Raw genomic sequence first — 16,574 nt, forward strand, 5'->3', positions numbered from 1 at the left:
CACCCCCCTTCCGGCGTCAGGAACCTCCAGGCCCGAGCGCCGTCAGCGTGCGTTCGCCGCCCGGGTCCCCGGCCGTGGCCGGCACGAGGGCGATCTCGTCGAGCCCGGCCTCCCGGTAGGCGTCGATCCGTGCCCGTACGGCGTCCAGGTCGCCCACCAGCCCAACCGTGCCCGCGGCCGCCTCGGGCAGGGCCCGCACCAGGGTCTCCCGGTCCGCCCCGCTCGCGGCGAGCTGCACCGCCTGACCGAACCCGGCCGCGGCGAAGACCTCGCTGTAGCCCGGCACCGTCAGGTATCCGGCGATGCTGCCCAGTACCTGCGCGAGCGACCGCGGGTCGGGGTCGACGGCCGCAGGCAGCCAGGCGGCGAGCGTGGGCGGCGTACGGCCCGCCTTCCGAGCCGCCGCGTCCAGCAGCGCGCGCAACGCCCGCACCTGCTCCGGGGAGACCACGTCCAGCAGCATGCGGTCGGCGTGCGCGCCGGCCGTGGCGATCGCGCGGGGCCCGAACGCGGCCACCGTGAGGGGCCCTCCGGGCGGTGGCAGCCGACGGCGGAAGGGGCTGCCGGGCACGACCGGTTCGCCCGCAGTGGCGTGCAGGAGCCGTCGTAGGGCTGCCGCCTGCTCCTCCAGTACGGCGGCGGGCCGCGCCCGGGGCCGGCCGTGCACGGCCTCGACCACCCGCTTGCTGGACGTGCCCAGCGCCACCCCGACCGGCCGGCCGACGAGGGCCGCAACCGAGGCGGCACCGCGGGCCGTGGTGTACGCGTCGCGTACGTTCACCGGCACGGGCCCCGCGGTCAGCGCGACCCGCTCGGTGGCCCGCCCGATCGCGGTGGCGAGGACGAAGGAGTCCCACGTCGGGCCCTCCCCGGCCCACACCTCCCGGTACCCGAGCCGGTCGGCGGCCACCGCCACCCGCAGCGGCTCCTCGACCGCACTGTCGTCCTCCCGTGCCACGGCCACCACGCTGAAGTCCATGCACCGGCCGCTACCCCGCCGCGGCACCGGGCACGCCTCGGGTAGCGTCCGGCTCATGGACAGCGGCACGAACAGCGGTTTCGACACCCAGGGCGCCGGGATCACCGTGCAGCGCGCGCTGGAGCTGCCCGGTCTGCGCAGCGGGCTCCCGGAGATCCTCGCGGGCGCGGACCGGCTGCAGCGGACCGTGCGCTGGGTGCACGCGGGCGAGGTGCCGAACATCGCCTCGCTGCTGAAGGGCGGGGAGCTGCTGCTGACCACCGGTTACGGTCTCGGCACCCGTCCGGCCGAACAGCGCGCGTTCGTGCGCACCCTGGCCGAGCGCGGGATCGCGGCCCTGGTCGTCGAGCTCGGCCCGCGCTTCGCCCGGCTGCCCGCGGCCCTCGTCGACACGGCCCGCGCGACCGGCCTGCCGCTCGTCCAGCTGCACCGCGAGGTGCCGTTCGTGGCGGTCACCGAGGAGATCCACACCGAGATCGTCAACGGCCACTACGCACTGCTCCAGCGGGCCGAGGAGGTGCACCGCCGCTGTACCGAGGCCCTGCTGGGCGGCGGCGGCATCCCGCAGGTCCTCGGCATCCTGGCCGACTTCAGCGGCAACCCGGTCTTCCTGGAGACGACGGACGGGCAGCTCCTGTACGCCGCCGGGGAGGGCCCCGAGGGCGCGGACCCGCTCCAGGTGTGGGAGGGGCTGAGGGGCCAGCACAAGGACGCTCCGCCGTCCGGCTCGGCCCTCGTGGACGTGCCCGGGGGCGGGCCCGGCACGGGGTCGGTACGGGCGCGGCTGGTCCTGCTTCCGGTACGGGCCCCGCTGGCCCCGGTGCACCGCATGGCGGCCGAGCGCGCGGCGGGCATCCTGGCCGTCGTCCTGATGCAGGCCCGTCAGGAGGAGGAGCTCGCGGCACGCGGCCGCGGCGACTTCCTGACCGACCTCGCGGAGGGCCGTATCACCCCGGAGGACGCGCCGGCGCAGGCGCGCGTGCTGGGCTTCAAGCCGGGCACCGGCCCGCTGCTGCCCGTGGTGATGCGGCTCGGTGACGCTCTCGCTCCCGGCGGTGGCTGGGCGGTGCTGGCCCGGGCGGTCTCCGAGGAGCTGGCCGCGGTCGGCGTGCCGGTCCTGCTGGGCGTACGGCCGGTCGAGGGCCGGGTGCTGGTCCTGCTCGGTCTGCGCTCGGAGTCGGAGCGGCCGGCGGTCGCGGACCGGGTCGCGGCGGCCCTGCGGGCGGGCGTGGAGCGGGCCGGGATGCAACGGCCGGGCGCCCAGCCACCGGTCGTGGTCGTCGGAGTCGCCGGCAGCTGGACGGCGGCCTCGGCGGGCCTGCGCCACGCGGCCGAGACGGCGACGGCGGCGCAGGGCCTGTCGGACCGACCCTGGTACGACGCCCGCCGCCTCGACATCGACCTGCTCCTGTGGCGGCTGCGCGAGCACCCGGACCTCGCTGCCTTCGTGGACCGCGCCATCGGCCCGCTGCGCGTCCACGACCACCGCTCCAAGCCGCCGCTGCTGCCGACCCTGGAGACCTACCTGGCCCACGCGGGCCGCAAGGCGGAGACGGCCCGCGAACTCCATCTCAACCGGCAGACGCTCTACAACCGCCTCGCCCGGATCGGCGAGTTGCTGGGCACGGACCTCGACGACCCGCAGACGGTGCTGGCGTTGAGCCTGGCGCTGCGGGCGCGCAGACACGTGCCCTAGATGAGGGGCCGGGGCTGGGTCAACTCGTCGTAGACGCTCAGCACTTGCGCGACGGTCTCGTCCTCCGTGGGCCACGTGGCCGCCTGCCGGATGCCCCGCTCCCTCAGCAGGTCCCGGCGCTCGGGATCGCCGAGCAGCCGCAGGACGGTCTCGGCGAGGGCCTCCGGGTCGCCGTACGGGACGAGTTCGGCCGCGTCGCCGACGAGTTCGGGGATCCCGCCGACCTCGGTCGCGACGAGCGGCACCCGCGCGTGGAAGGCTTCCTGGGCGAGCACCGAGCGCGCCTCCCAACGACTGGGCAGGAGCGCGAGATCGGCGGCCGAGAGCAGCTCGGAGAGGTCGTCACGCCGCCCGATCAGCCGGACCGGCAGCCCTTCCTCCTCGATACGGCTCTGCAGGACCGGCCGCAGCGGACCCTCGCCCGCGACGACGACCAGCGGCACGGGGTCGAGAAGGCGCCACGCGCGTGTGGCGTCCAGCAGGGTCTCGTAGCCCTTGTGCCGCTCCAGGGCACCGACCGCCAGCAGCAACGGACGCCCGATGGCCCCGAGTTCCGCCCGCACCTTGGGCCGCGGCCGGTCGGGGTCCTCCTGCTCGACGGCTGCGCGCGGCCCGGGCAGCGCGACGGCGGCGAGCCGCGCGTCCCGGGCACCGGTCCTGCGGGCCCGGTCCACGAGTACCGAGGTGGACCCGAGCACCACGGAAGCGGCCTTCACGACCCGGCGTTCCAGGAGGCGCACGAAATGGGCCCGCGCTCCCTCGGCGTACGCCCGGTCGTGCCAGGTGACGACGAGCGGGGTCCGCCTCCCGCTGAGCGCCAGCACCGCGCGGAACGAGGCGTGCAGTCCGTGCGCGTGCACCAGATCGGCGTCCGCGCAGACCGCCCGCAGCACGGCCACGGAGGTCGGATCGCTGCTGCGCGGCACGTGCACATGGTCGGCACCGGCCCCGGTGAAGTCGTAGGCACGGTCCGCCTCGGCCGGGGCGCACACCGTGACCCGCACGCCCCGCGCGACGAGCCCCGAGGTCAGGGAGCGCACATGCGCGCTGCTGCCGGCATTGCCTCCGCCCAGCACCTGCACGGTGCGCAGCGGCGACTGGCCGTGCGGTGAGTGGCTGCTCACGGGGGTCACGTGGCCGGGGCTCCTGGTTCGGGTCGGACGGTCACGAGGAAACGTACAGAAGGTGTCGAGCGGAGGGGTGTACCGCGCGCTTCCTACGCGTGATGGGTTCTCTGCCAAGGATGCCAGGACGTACGGGTGTTCCGTGCATGCGGAGAACGGGGGACGGGCGTGTGCGGCGAGTCGGTGTCACTCACACGAGTGACGGAACCTGGTTCCGACCTGACGGTGCCCGACCTGAGGGGGCGCGGGGAACTGCGCGGCAAACCCCCACCGCCCCGCACCCGAAGTACGACTCACCGCTCCACGCGCCCGCCGAATCCCGAACAACGTGACGGACCCGCTGGTCATTTCACCGTGCGCAGCGCGGCCAGATGCGCCCGGAACCCCGCCGACGGGGCCCGGCGAGGTCGTCGTACGCCCCGCGGCGGGCCGGATCCGCCCCGTCCTCAGGGCCACCGCCAGGGCGGACGTGGGCCCGGCGCCCTGGCGCGAAGGGCAGCCATGCCGGCGACGTCAGGCGGGAGGGGGAGGTGAGTTGGAGGGACGTACCCTCACGCGTCCGCCCGGGCCGTGGCCAGCAGCTCCTCCGCGTGTGCCCGGGCCGTCTCCGAGTCCTCCTGCCCGGCGAGCATCCGGGACAGCTCCCGAATCCGCTCCTCGCCCTCCAGCACCTTCACACCGGACCGGGTGACGGACCCGTCGTTCGTCTTCTCGACCAGCAACTGCCGGTCGGCGAAGGCCGCGACCTGCGGCAGGTGGGTGACCACCACGACCTGCGCGGTCTTCGCGAGCCGCGCGAGACGCCGCCCGATCTCGACCGCCGCCTTGCCGCCGACACCGGCGTCGACCTCGTCGAAGAGGTACGTCGGCACCGGGTCCGTCCCGGCGAACACGACCTCGACGGCCAGCATCACGCGCGAGAGCTCACCACCGGAGGCACCCTTGGCGATGGGCCGCGGCGGGGCGCCCGGGTGCGGGGCGAGCAGGAGCTCGACCTCGTCGACACCGGCCGGGCCGTACGCGACCGCGCGCCCGCCGACCTCCACGCCGTCCGGGTCCTCGGTCTGCCGGATCGCGAAGGACACACGCGCGTGGGGCATCGCCAGCGACGCCAGCTCTGCCGTCACCGCCGCCGCAAACCTCTCCGCGGCCTCGGTGCGCGCATCCGTCAGGGCCTGCGCCAGCCAGCCCAGTTCGGCCCTGAGCGCGTCCCGTTCGGCGGTCAGCTCGTCGATCCGCTCGTCGTCGCCGTCCAGTTCGGTGAGTCGCGCGGCACTGCGCTCGGCCCACGTGAGCACGGCGGCCACGTCGTCGCCGTACTTCCGGGTCAGCGCGGTGAGCGCGGCCCGCCGCTCCTCGACGGCGGAAAGGCGCAGCGGGTCGGCGTCCAGGTCGTCGGCGTATCCCGCGAGCTCCCCGGCCACGTCGCCCAGCAGGATTCCGATCTCCCCGATCCGGTCGGCGAGCGCGGCCAGGGCCGGATCGTGCGACCGTACGGCTTCCAGAGCCCGCTGAGCGCCCGCCACGAGCGTCGCGGCGTCGATGCCCTCGGGATCCTCGGGGTTCCCGGCGAGGGCGGCATGGGCGGCCGTGGCCGCGGACGACAGCGCCTCGGCATGGCCCAGCCGCTCGGCCTCCTCCGCCAGCTCGACGTCCTCACCGGCCCGCGGTTCCACACCCGCGATCTCGTCGAGCCCGTACCGCAGCATGTCGGCTTCCTGGGCCCGCTCACGCGCGCGCGTGACGATCTCGTCCAGCTCGCCGGAGACGGCCCGCAGCCGCCGGTAGGCCTCGGTGTACTTGGCCAGCGGCACGGCGACGGCGTCACCCGCGTACCGGTCGAGCGCCTGCCGCTGCCGGTTCAGCTTGAGCAGCCCCTGCTGATCGGTCTGCCCGTGCACGGCGACCAGCTCGTCCGCGAGCTCGGCGAGCACCCCGACGGGCACCGACCGCCCGCCCAGATGCGCCCGGGACCGCCCTTCGGCGGAAACGGTACGGCTGATCAACAGCGCCCCGTCGTCGAGCTCCGCCCCGGCCTCCTCGGCGCGTACGACGACGGAGTCGCCCGGGGACACGGTGATCCGCCCCTCCACGACCGCCTTCTCCGCACCGATCCGCACGAGCGCCGCGTCGGCCCGCCCACCGAGCAGCAGCCCCAGGCTGGTGACCACCATGGTCTTGCCCGCACCCGTCTCACCGGTGACAGCGGTGAACCCGGGCGACAGCTCGACGACGGCGTCATCGATGACTCCGAGCGACCGTATCCGCATCTCTTCCAGCACGGTGAAGACCTTACGAGGTCCGGGTGGCTCTGTGCGAGGCACCCTGTCACCCAGGGGAGGGAAGCGCCCCGCGGCCACCGACGGCGGTGAGTGGCACCACGCTCCCGGGCCACCCCCTACGGAGCGCTAATGCGGCGCCCCCCGCCACCCGGAAACCGGCAGCGCGAACTTCGCCACCAGCCGGTCCGTGAACGAAGCGTGATGCAGCCGAGCGAGCCGCACCGGCACAGCTCCCCGCCGCACCTCCACCCGGGCCCCCGGCGGCAATTCGAAGGTCCGCCGCCCGTCGCACCACAGCACACCCGGCGGAATATGAGGCAGCAGCTCCACGGCCAGCACGGAGTTCGGCGAGGTCACCAGCGGCTTCGCGAACAGCGCGTGGGCGGAGATCGGCACCATCAGCAGTGCCTCCACCTCGGGCCACACCACGGGCCCGCCCGCCGAGAACGCGTACGCCGTGGACCCGGTGGGCGTGGACAGCACGATCCCGTCGCACCCGAAGCCCGTCACCGGCCGGCCGTCGATCTCCAGCACGACCTCGAGCAGCTTCTCGGCACCGGCCTTCTGCACGGCGGCCTCGTTGAGCGCCCAGTCGGTGTGGACGATGTCCCCGTTCCGGTGAACGACGACATCGACGGTCATCCGCTCCTCGACCTCGTACGCCTTGGTCACCACCCGGTCGACAACCTTGTCGAGATCGTCCCGCTCGGCCTCCGCGAGGAAGCCGACACTGCCGAGGTTGACGCCCAGCATCGGCACCCCGGAGGCGCGGGCGAACTCGGCGCCGCGCAGCAGCGTCCCGTCACCGCCGAGCACGATGAGCAGTTCGCACCCTTCGAGGCACTGCGGAGTCGCCTCCTTGACGAGCTGCACCTCGGGCGGCAGCGGCAGGTCGGCCGCCTCGTACTCCAGGACGCGCACGCCGATCCCGGAGCGCATCAGCCCCTTGACCACCAGCTCGGCACTGCGGATGGCCGCGGGCCGCCCGGTGTGGGCGAGCAGGAAAACAGTACGAGCTCGGTTCTGGCTCAACGGGGCCCCTCCGCCACTGCACGGTCGACATCGGCCGGGTCCAGGGCCGGCGCCCCGGCACGCAGCCACAGAAAGTATTCGACATTGCCCGAGGGGCCGGGCAACGGACTGGCCGTGACCCCGTTCACCCCGAGCCCGAGTTCCCCCGCCTTCTCGGCCACTCCCCGCACGGCCTCCGCCCGCAGCTGCGTGCTCCGTACGACTCCCCCGCTGCCCAGCCGTTCCTTCCCCACCTCGAACTGCGGCTTCACCATCATCACCAGATCGGCGTCCGGCTTCACGCACCGCACCAGGGCGGGCAGTACCAGTCCGAGCGGGATGAAGGACAGATCCCCCACGACAAGATCCACTGGTTCCCCATCGATCGCTTCGAGCGTCAACTCGCGTACGTTCGTACGGTCCTTGACGGTGACGCGTTCATCGCTCTGGAGAGACCACGCGAGTTGTCCGTAGCCGACGTCGACGGCGACCACGTGCGCCGCCCCGGCCCGCAGCAGCACATCGGTGAAACCGCCGGTGGATGCCCCGGCGTCCAGCGCCCGCCGCCCCTCGACGACGAGTCCCCGCGGCACGAACACCTGAAGGGCGCCCGCGAGCTTGTGCCCACCCCGGGACACGTAGCCGGGATCGCTGTCGTCGCTCTGCACGACGATCGCGGCCGCGGTCTCCACCTGGGTGGCGGACTTGGTCGCGACGGTCTTGCCGACGGTGACCCGCCCGGCCGCGATCAGCTGGCCGGCATGCTCGCGCGAGCGCGCCAGCTTCCGGCGGACCAGCTCCGCGTCCAGACGGTTGCGTGCGACTCCTGCCACGTTCGGTTCAGCTCCTAGTGCCATACGAGGGTGAGGGCGCCCTCTGGTCATACGACGGTGAGGGCGCCGGAGGTCCCGGGCGGGCGTCGAGCGCGGTGAGCGCGTCGCGCAGCCCCCGGTGTACATCCTCGTACACCTCGATGTGGCCGTCGGTGGCGAGGTGGTCGGCGTCACCGAGCCGCTCCAGCTGGGCGTCGACCTCGGCGTTGCCGGTGGGGGTGCGAGGGACGTTCAGAGGGGCGGGGGCAGCCGGGTCGTGCCCGGCGGGTTCGACCGGGCCCTCTTGTGAAGGCTCTGGAACTGCGTCGCTCATGCCCAGACGCTACCCCGAACCGCTGGGGTACCGTCGAGCGCGATGGCCACGATCGAGGAGTGCCGCGCCGCACTCGAAAAGCTCTCCGACAACATGCGCAACGCCGAGGGGGACGCCGCCACGGCGGCGTCCATGGACCGCTCGGTGAGCTGCCGCATCACCGATCTCGACGTCACCTTCGTCGGCCGGATGACCGGCGGCCGGATTGTGGTGCACGACACCCTTGAGGGCCCTCCGAAGGAGAAGGCCCAGATCAGACTGGCCATGTCCGGTGATGATCTGGTAGCCCTGGTGAACGGCGAGCTGAACTTCGCCAAGGCCTGGGGTTCGGGCCGGGTGAAGCTGGAGGCGGGCCTCAGGGACCTGTTCCAGCTCAGGAAGCTGCTCTAGATCCCTGATCAGGAAGCTTCCGTGGCGGCCTCCACGCGCACGCGTGCCTTGCGCGCGGCCGGCACCACCAGCGGTGTTCCCGTCTCCGGGTCGTCGATCACCTGGCAGCGCAGTCCGAAGACCTCCTCGACCAGCTCGGCCGTGACGATGTCGTTCGGGGTACCCTCGGCGATGATCTTCCCGCTCTTCAGCGCGATGAGATGCGTGGCGTACCGGGCGGCGTGGTTGAGGTCGTGCAGGACGGCGACCAGCGTGCGGCCCTGCTCCTCGTGCAGTTCGGCGCACAGGTCGAGGACGTCGATCTGGTGCTGGATGTCGAGGTAGGTCGTCGGCTCGTCGAGGAGCAGCAGCGGGGTCTGCTGGGCGAGGGCCATCGCGATCCACACCCGCTGCCGCTGGCCGCCGGACAGCTCGTCGACGTACCGCTCGGCGAGTTCCGCGACCCCGGTCTGCCGCATGGACTCCTGGACGACCCGCTCGTCCTCGGTGGACCACTGGCGCAGGATGCCCTGGTGGGGGTAGCGGCCGCGGCCGACCAGGTCGGCGACGGTGATGCCGTCCGGCGCGATCGACGACTGCGGGAGCAGACCCAGGGTGCGGGCGACCTTCTTCGCCGGCAGCGACTGGATGACCTGCCCGTCGAGCAGCACCTTGCCCTGGCTGGGCTTGAGCATCCGCGAGAGGGCCCGCAGGAGCGTGGACTTGCCGCACGCGTTGGGGCCGACGATCACGGTGAAGGAGTGGTCGGGTATCTCCACCGACAGCTGCTCGGCGATGACGCGCTGGTCGTAGGCGAGGGTGACGGTGTCGGCGGACAGGCGGTTCACGGTGCTCCTTGGGTTGTTCAGTCCGCTGGTGAGGACGGTCTCGGCACTCATATCCGGCCCGCTTTGCGCTCGGTGACCAGGAGCCACAGCAGATAGACGCCGCCGAGGACTCCGGTGACCACGCCGACGGGCAGCTGGTCCGCGCCGAAGACCTTCTGCGAGATCCAGTCGGCGGTGACCAGGAGGGTGGCGCCCATGCACAGGGACGGCAGCAGATTGGGGCCGGGCGAGCGGGTGAGGCGGCGGGCCAACTGCGGAGCGGTGAGCGCGACGAAGCTGACCGGTCCGGCGGCCGCGGTGGCGGCGGCGGTGAGCAAGACGGCGGCGACCAGCAGCAACAGCCGTACGCGCTCGACACGCACCCCGAGGGCGTTGGACACGTCGTCGCCCATCTCCATCATCCGCAGGCCCCGCGCGTTGGCGAGGACCAACGGGACGAGGACGACGCACAGCCACAGCAGCGGCCAGACCTGCGTCCAGTCCCGGCCGCTGAGGGAGCCGGTCATCCAGACGACCGCCTGGGCCGCCTCGGTGAGGGTGGACCTGGTCAGCAGATAGCCGTTGACCGCCGTGACGATCGCGGAGACACCGATACCGACGAGGACCAGCCGGTATCCGTGCACGCCCTGCTTCCAGGCCAGCAGATAGATGGCGAACCCGGTCACCAGACCGCCCGCGAGCGCGCCCAAGGTGACCTGGGTCGCGCTTCCGGAGAACAGCACGATCATCGTGAGCGCTCCGGCCGTCGCCCCCTGGCTGAGCCCGAGCACGTCCGGACTGCCCAGCGGATTGCGGGAGATGGCCTGGAACAGCGCGCCCCCGAGCCCGAGCGAGGCGCCGACCAGCAGTCCGACGAGGACCCTCGGCAGCCGAAGCTCGTTGATGATGAACTCCTGCCCGGCGTTGCCGTTCCCGAGCAGCGTCTTGAGCACGTCCCCGGCGGGGATCGGGAAGTCACCGGTCCCGATCAGCACCACGCTCGCGGTGAGGGCGGCAAGCAGGATCAGGGCGACGACGACAGCGGCCCGGACGTCCAGCCGCAGGGAGAGCCCGCCGGGGGTCCTGATGGCACGGTTGGTCCTCACAGCTGCGCCGTCCTCCGCCGTCGTACGAGATGGATGAAGACCGGCCCGCCGATGAGCGCAGTGACGATGCCGACCTGGAGCTCCGCAGGCCGGGCCACGATCCGGCCGATCACGTCGGAGCCCAGCAGCAGCACGGGCGACAGGACGGTCGCGTACGGCAGGATCCAGCGCAGGTCGGGGCCGGTGAAGGAGCGCACGATGTGCGGCACCATCAGGCCGACGAACACGATCGGTCCGCAGGCGGCGGTCGCGGCCCCGCACAGCACGGTCGCGGAGAGCATGGCCAGCGCCCGGGTGCGGTTGAGGTTGGCGCCGAGGGCCTTCGCGGTGTCGTCGCCCATCTCCATCGCGTTGAGCGGCCGGGCGAGCGCGAGGGCGAGGAGTGAGCCGGTCGCGAGGAACGGCAGCACCTGCAGGATGGTCGAGTTGCTCGCCGAGGACAGTGAACCGACCGTCCAGAAGCGCATCTTGTTGAGCGCCTGGTCGTCGGTGATCATCACGGCCTGGAGATAGCCGTACAGCGCCGCGCTGATCGCCGTACCGGCCAGCGCGAGCCGCACCGGGGTGGCACCCCGGCTGCCGCCGAGGAACCAGACCAGGGCGCCCACCGCGGCCGCGCCGAGAAAGGCGAACCACACATAGCCGCTGAGCGAGGTGACGCCGAAGAAGGTTATCGCGGTGACGACCGCGGCGGACGCGCCCGCGTTGATGCCGAGCAGCCCGGGGTCGGCCAGCGGATTGCGGGTGAGCGCCTGGAGCACCGCCCCGGACAGACCGAGCGCGGCGCCCGCGAGCAGTCCGAGGACGGTCCGCGACAGCCGGTCGGCCACCACGACGTCGCCGTAGGTCCCCGTGTCCTGGAACAGTCCGTGCCAGACCTGTGCCACGGACAGCCCTTTCGCCCCGACCGCGATGCTCGCCACCGCGACGAGCACCAGGATCACGACGGAGACGAGGAGCCCAAGGACTCGTACCGCACGGCGGGTTGGGGGCGCGGGAGCGGTCTCCGCGCACTGTTCGGGAGGACTGTCGACCAACACGCAGTTAGGTTAGCCTACCCTGCCAAACGGCCACGGTCCCGGGGACCGACCGTGCGTGGACTCACACGGAGACCTGCCCGCCCCGATGGCTCACAACCCCAGCTTGGCGAGCGCCTTGCCCCCGTCCAGCTCGCACGCCTTCTCCCCCGCCGCCGTCCAGGCCGCCGCGCACAGTGCCCGCAGCCCGTCCAGGGCCTCGCCGTCACCGTCCAGTTCCAGCCGCGCCTCCCCGGCCGTCGCCGTCCATCCCCCGCACCGGAAGCCCTCTCCCGCCTCGGTGACCTCGGGCTGCCCGGTGAGCATCCCCCGCAGATCGGCGTCCACATAGGTCGGCCGGTGCTGCGGCGGCGCGGCGAGCAGCTGGGCGCCGTCGGTGACACCGGTGAGCACGAGCAACGAGTCCACCTCGCCGTTGAACGCGCCCTCGATGTCCGTGTCCAGCCGGTCCCCGACCACCAACGGCCGCTTCGCGCCGGTCCGCAGGATCGTCTCCCGGTGCATCGGAGGCAACGGCTTGCCCGCGACCTGCGGCTCGGCACCGGTCGCGATCCGCACGACCTCCACCGCGGCGCCATTGCCCGGCGCGATCCCCCGCCCGCTCGGAATCGTCAGGTCGGTGTTGGACGCGAACCAGGGCACCCCGCGCGCGACGGCGTAACTGGCCTCCGCGAACCGCCCCCAGGGCAGGTCCGGCCCACCGAAGCCCTGCACGACCGCCGCCGGATCGTCCTCCGCCGACTCCACCGGCTCGAGCCCCCGCTCGCGCAGGGCCACCCGCAGCCCCTCGCCACCGATGACAAGGACCCGGGAACCGGCCGGCACCTGCTCGCTGATCAGCCGCGCGACCGCCTGGGCGGAGGTGATGACGTCATCGGGCCCCGTCGGTATGCCCAGCTCGGTGAGGTGCTCGGCCACGGCGTCGGGCGTGCGCAGCGCATTGTTGGTGACGTAGGCGAGGTGCATCCCGCCCTCGCGGGCGGTGGCCAGCGACTCGACCGCGTGCGCGATCGCGTTCCCGCCCGCGTACACCACCCCGTCGAGGTCGAGCAGCGCGGTGTCGTACGCCTCGCTCAGGGCCTGCCCACTGCCCTCGGACCTCGTCCTCACGCGCTGGCTCATTCCGCATCGCTCCTCGTTCGACGGCTTTCCCCCGATCATCCCCCATGCCACTGACACCCGTACGATGCCGGGATGAACACAGCAGGTCACCCGGAAGCAACAGCGCGCCGAGGCCTGGAACTCACCCCGTTCCGAGGCCTGCGCTACGACCCCGACCGGGTCGGCAGCCTGGCCGCCGTGACATCCCCGCCGTACGACGTCGTGGTCCGCCCCGACGGCCTGCACCAGCTCCAGTCCAACGACCCGTACAACATCGTCCGGCTGATCCTCCCGCAGGCGACGACCCCGGCCGAACGCAACGAGCAGGCAGCCCGCACCCTGCGCGGCTGGCTCTCCGAGGGCATCCTGACCGCGGATCCGGAGCCCGGCCTGTACGTCTACGAGCAGCAGGACGGCGCCGGCCTGCTCCAGCGCGGAATCATCGGCACCCTGCGCCTGTCGGAGCCCTCGGAGGGCGTGGTCCTGCCCCACGAGGACGTCATGCCGCACGTCGTCGCCGACCGCGCGGCCCTCATGCGCGCCACCTCCGCGAACCTGGAGCCCCTGCTGCTGACCTACCGCGGCAACGGCACGGGGTCCGTCACGACAATCGCGATCGAGCGCACGGCCGAGCAGCCCCCGCTCCTCGCCACCACCACGGAGGACGGCTACAGCCACCGCCTGTGGTCGATCACCGATCCCGCCGAAGTGGCCCGGATCCAGTCCGACCTGACCCGGCACCAGGCCCTCATCGCGGACGGCCACCACCGCTGGGCGACCTACCGCCGTGTCCGCGCGGAGCACCCCTCCCCCAGCCCCTGGGACCACGGCCTGGTCCTCCTCGTCGACACGGTCCGCTACCCCCTGCGCGTCCGGGCCATCCACCGCCTCCTGCACGACATCCCGGTGTCCCGGTCCCTGGCGCTCCTCGACGGCCTCTTCCGCGTACGACACCTCGACATGCCCCTGGCCGAGGCCCTGGACGCCCTCGCCGACGCGGCCTGCGCGGGCAACGCCTTCCTCCTCGCCGGCGACGGCGCTTTCCACCTCGTGGACCGCCCGGACCCGGATCTGCTATCCCGCACGATCCCCACGGACCGCCCCACCGCCTGGCGCACCCTGGACGCCACGGTGCTGCACGCCACGCTCCTCGCCCACGTCTGGCACATCCCCGAGGACGACCCCGCCCGCATCGCCTATATCCATGACACGGCCGCCACGGTCGAGAAGGCGGAACGCGACGGTGGCACGGCGGTCCTGATGCACCCGGTCCGCGAGGACGTCGTCCGCGAACTCGCCCGCCAGGGCGTCACGATGCCCCGCAAGTCGACGTCGTTCGGCCCGAAACCGGCCTCGGGCCTGGTCCTGCGCGCACTGGACGTATGACGCACAAAGGGGCGGGATCCCGGGATCCCGCCCCTTTGCTCACCGACAACACACGTCAGTCTTTGAGGTCGCCGTCCTCAACGTCCTCGACGTCCTCGACGTCCTCGACGTCATCTACGTCATCTACGTCATCTACGACCTTCTCAGCAGCCTCGCCGTCAGGCTCGACCTCGTCGACCTCGTCGACCTCGTCGACCTCATCGACCTCGTCGTCAGCGAAGGCGTCGACGAACTCGACCCCGTCCAACTCGGCGAGCCGGTCGGACGCGTCGGTGCTGCCGTCCTTGTCGGACTCCACGGCCTTGGCGAACCACTCCCGCGCCTCGCCCTCCCGACCGGCCGCGAGCAGCGCGTCGGCGTACGCGTACCGCAGTCGCGCGGTCCACGGCTGCACCGAGTTGGAGGCCAGCTCGGGGCTCTGCAACGTCACGATGGCCGCGTCCAGCTGCCCCATGTCACGCCGTGCCCCGGCGGCGACGAGCCGCATCTCCACCTGCCCGGCCTTGTCGAGCTTGTGCACCTCGGGCGCCCCGGCCATGTCCAGCGCCTTCTCCGGCCGCCCGAGCCCACGCTCGCAGTCGGCCATGACCGGCCACAGCTCCACGTTCCCGGTCATCCGCCGCGCGGCCCGGAACTCGGCGAGCGCCTCGCTGTACTTCTGGTTGGCGTAGGCCGCGAACCCGGCCGCCTCTCGTACGGCCGCGACACGCGACGCGAGCCGCAGGGCCACCTTGGAGTAGCCATAGGCGCCCTCGGGGTCCTCGTCGATGAGCCGTGCGACCATCACCAGGTTCTTGGCGACATCCTCCGCGAGCCCCTTGGGCAGGCTCTGGAGCTCCTGCCGTACGTCCTTGTCGATCTCGTCGCCCGTGACGTCCTCGGGGATCGGCAGCCGCTTGATCGGCTCACGGTCGCGGTCCCGCTCATCACGGAAACGCCCGCCACCGCCACGCCGGTCATCGCCACCGCGCCGGTCGTCCCGACCACGGAACCCGCCGGGCCGCGCCCCACGGTCATCCCTACGGGGCCCACCGCGGCCGGCGCCCTGGTCGTCCCGCCGTTCGTCACGACGGAAGCCACCTCGCTCGCCCCGGTTGTCGTCACGTCGGACATAGCCACCGCCACGGCTGTCGTCTCGCCGGGCGTAGCCACCGCCGCGGTTGTCGTCGCGACGGTCGTTGTCCCGACGGAAGCCACCACGGTCCCCGCGGTCATCGCCGCGACGGTCGTCACGCCGGTCGTCACGGCGCTCGTAGCTGCCGCGGTTGTCGTCGCGGCGGAATCCACCACGATCCCCACGGTCTCCCCGGTCGTCATGACGGGGCCCGGTCGGACGGTCGTCACGGCGGAAGGCAGGCCGGTCTCCCCGGTCGTCGCGACGGGGCCCGGTCGGACGGTCGTCGCGACGGGGCCCGGTCGGGCGGTCGTCGCGACGGAACGCGGGGCGAGGTCCGCGGTCGTCCCCACGGGGACCACGGTCGCGGTCATCCCGCCGGCCATAACCACCGCCGCGGTTGTCACCACCACGACTGTCGCCGGCACGGTTGTCGTCCCGGCGGAAACCACCACGATCCCCACGGTTGTCATCCCGCCGGACGTACCCACCGCTCCGGTTGTCGTCACGACGGAAACCGCCACGGTCGCTGTCGCGGCGCTCTACGCGCTCGCCGCGGTCGTCACGGCGGAAGGCAGGCCGGTCTCCCCGGTCGTCGCGACGGGGCCCGGTCGGACGGTCGTCGCGACGGAACGCGGGGCGAGGTCCGCGGTCGTCCCCACGGGGACCACGGTCGCGGTCATCCCGCCGACCATAACCACCGCCGCGGTTGTCACCACCACGACTGTCGCCGGCACGGTTGTCGTCCCGACGGAAACCACCACGGTCGCCGCGGTCGTCCCCACGGGGACCACGGTCGCGGTCATCGCGCCGGGCGTAGCCACCGCCGCGGTTGTCGCTGGGGCGGTCATCACGGCGGACGTAGCCGCCACCCCGATTGGCACCACGGTCATTGCCGCCACGACCACTGGTACCGCGGTCGTTGTCGCGGCGGAAGCCGCCACGGTCACCACGGTCACCACTGTCCCGTCGCCGCTGGTCGCGCTCCGGTCGGTCGTCGGGAGAGTTGGTGGACATGGTGACTCCTGTCTTCGGTACTGCAAGCATTCTAAAAACAAAAGGACCCCTGGTCCCAGCTGAACGCTGGGACCAGGGGTCCTCCAAAGATTGTTCGGCGGTGTCCTACTCTCCCACAGGGTCCCCCCTGCAGTACCATCGGCGCTGTAAGGCTTAGCTTCCGGGTTCGAAATGTAACCGGGCGTTTCCCTCACGCTATGACCACCGAAACCCTAATGGTTTCGAGCGAACAAGCACACTTTTCTGTTGTGTGGTTCAAGCTCTAGCCGACAACTGTTCGTTGTCTCAGAACTAACACAGTGGACGCGAGCAACTGAGGACAAGCCCTCGGCCTATTAGTACCGGTCACCTCCAGCGGTTACCCGCCTTCCAGATCCGG

General features: G+C 72.3%; 14 protein-coding genes, 1 rRNA gene and 1 pseudogene. 3 read left to right on the top strand and 13 right to left on the bottom strand.

Annotated elements, in window-relative coordinates; translation table 11 throughout:
* Window positions 1-16: 16 nt before the first annotated feature.
* On the bottom strand, window positions 17-979 hold the full coding sequence (locus ACIRP7_RS17275) for an LLM class F420-dependent oxidoreductase (protein WP_403659515.1): 963 nt from the start codon (window positions 977-979) through the stop codon (window positions 17-19).
* Between the two features lie 55 nt (window positions 980-1,034).
* On the opposite strand from ACIRP7_RS17275, the gene ACIRP7_RS17280 reads away from it, so the two are divergent.
* A complete protein-coding gene (locus ACIRP7_RS17280) occupies window positions 1,035-2,675 on the top strand; it encodes a PucR family transcriptional regulator (RefSeq protein ID WP_403659518.1) in 1,641 nt (546 codons plus the stop codon).
* Here ACIRP7_RS17280 and ACIRP7_RS17285 read toward each other — a convergent pair.
* The 5 genes from ACIRP7_RS17285 to ACIRP7_RS17305 form a co-directional block, all read right to left on the bottom strand.
* Complete coding sequence (locus ACIRP7_RS17285; protein WP_403659521.1) at window positions 2,672-3,808, bottom strand: glycosyltransferase family 4 protein; 1,137 nt, start codon at window positions 3,806-3,808, stop codon at window positions 2,672-2,674. The genes ACIRP7_RS17280 and ACIRP7_RS17285 overlap by 4 nt on opposite strands.
* Window positions 3,809-4,350: 542 nt before the next feature.
* Complete coding sequence (gene recN, locus ACIRP7_RS17290) at window positions 4,351-6,069, bottom strand: DNA repair protein RecN (protein ID WP_403659593.1); 1,719 nt, start codon at window positions 6,067-6,069, stop codon at window positions 4,351-4,353.
* A 138-nt stretch (window positions 6,070-6,207) separates the two neighbouring features.
* The gene (locus tag ACIRP7_RS17295; protein WP_352390814.1) at window positions 6,208-7,113 is read right to left on the bottom strand and encodes an NAD kinase; all 906 of its coding nucleotides are present in this window, start codon (window positions 7,111-7,113) and stop codon (window positions 6,208-6,210) included.
* Window positions 7,110-7,925 (bottom strand): TlyA family RNA methyltransferase, encoded by an 816-nt coding sequence (locus ACIRP7_RS17300; RefSeq protein ID WP_403659525.1) that lies wholly within the window; start codon window positions 7,923-7,925, stop codon window positions 7,110-7,112. The genes ACIRP7_RS17295 and ACIRP7_RS17300 overlap by 4 nt, the downstream gene beginning before the upstream one ends.
* Before the next feature lie 7 nt (window positions 7,926-7,932).
* Window positions 7,933-8,238 carry a hypothetical protein gene (locus ACIRP7_RS17305; RefSeq protein ID WP_403659528.1) on the bottom strand — a complete coding sequence of 102 codons (306 nt, stop codon included), beginning with the start codon at window positions 8,236-8,238 and terminating at the stop codon, window positions 7,933-7,935.
* A gap of 42 nt (window positions 8,239-8,280) precedes the next feature.
* Here ACIRP7_RS17305 and ACIRP7_RS17310 point away from each other — a divergent pair, with 42 nt between their 5' ends.
* Entirely contained in the window at window positions 8,281-8,628 is a 348-nt protein-coding gene (locus ACIRP7_RS17310) for an SCP2 sterol-binding domain-containing protein (protein WP_352390811.1), read from the top strand.
* Window positions 8,629-8,636: 8 nt separating this feature from the next.
* Here the strand turns inward: ACIRP7_RS17310 and ACIRP7_RS17315 are convergent, their stop codons facing one another.
* From ACIRP7_RS17315 to ACIRP7_RS17330, 4 genes are all read right to left on the bottom strand, one after another.
* Entirely contained in the window at window positions 8,637-9,506 is an 870-nt protein-coding gene (locus tag ACIRP7_RS17315) for an ABC transporter ATP-binding protein (protein WP_403659531.1), read from the bottom strand.
* The gene (locus ACIRP7_RS17320) at window positions 9,503-10,540 is read right to left on the bottom strand and encodes a FecCD family ABC transporter permease (protein ID WP_403659535.1); all 1,038 of its coding nucleotides are present in this window, start codon (window positions 10,538-10,540) and stop codon (window positions 9,503-9,505) included. Before ACIRP7_RS17320 ends, ACIRP7_RS17315 begins: the two co-directional genes overlap by 4 nt.
* Window positions 10,537-11,580: a FecCD family ABC transporter permease gene (locus ACIRP7_RS17325; protein WP_403659538.1), complete on the bottom strand. Its 1,044-nt coding sequence runs from the start codon at window positions 11,578-11,580 to the stop codon at window positions 10,537-10,539. The genes ACIRP7_RS17320 and ACIRP7_RS17325 overlap by 4 nt, the downstream gene beginning before the upstream one ends.
* A gap of 90 nt (window positions 11,581-11,670) precedes the next feature.
* Window positions 11,671-12,699 (bottom strand): HAD-IIA family hydrolase, encoded by a 1,029-nt coding sequence (locus ACIRP7_RS17330; protein ID WP_403659541.1) that lies wholly within the window; start codon window positions 12,697-12,699, stop codon window positions 11,671-11,673.
* A gap of 72 nt (window positions 12,700-12,771) precedes the next feature.
* Here ACIRP7_RS17330 and ACIRP7_RS17335 point away from each other — a divergent pair, with 72 nt between their 5' ends.
* Window positions 12,772-14,064 (top strand): DUF1015 domain-containing protein, encoded by a 1,293-nt coding sequence (locus tag ACIRP7_RS17335; RefSeq protein ID WP_403659544.1) that lies wholly within the window; start codon window positions 12,772-12,774, stop codon window positions 14,062-14,064.
* Window positions 14,065-14,119: 55 nt separating this feature from the next.
* On the opposite strand, the gene ACIRP7_RS17340 is transcribed toward ACIRP7_RS17335, so the two are convergent.
* The 3 genes and pseudogenes from ACIRP7_RS17340 to rrf all read right to left on the bottom strand — a co-directional run bounded on the left by ACIRP7_RS17340 (window position 14,120) and on the right by rrf (window position 16,404).
* The gene (locus ACIRP7_RS17340; protein WP_403659596.1) at window positions 14,120-14,956 is read right to left on the bottom strand and encodes a hypothetical protein; all 837 of its coding nucleotides are present in this window, start codon (window positions 14,954-14,956) and stop codon (window positions 14,120-14,122) included.
* Window positions 14,957-14,986: 30 nt separating this feature from the next.
* Window positions 14,987-16,195: pseudogene (locus ACIRP7_RS17345) on the bottom strand (hypothetical protein); the annotation flags it as partial.
* Window positions 16,196-16,287: 92 nt separating this feature from the next.
* A 5S ribosomal RNA gene (gene rrf, locus ACIRP7_RS17350) occupies window positions 16,288-16,404 on the bottom strand.
* Between the last annotated feature and the right edge of the window lie 170 nt (window positions 16,405-16,574).

This window comes from Streptomyces sp. NPDC102270 (assembly GCF_044766405.1).
In the GTDB taxonomy this organism is placed as follows: Bacteria; Actinomycetota; Actinomycetes; order Streptomycetales; family Streptomycetaceae; genus Streptomyces.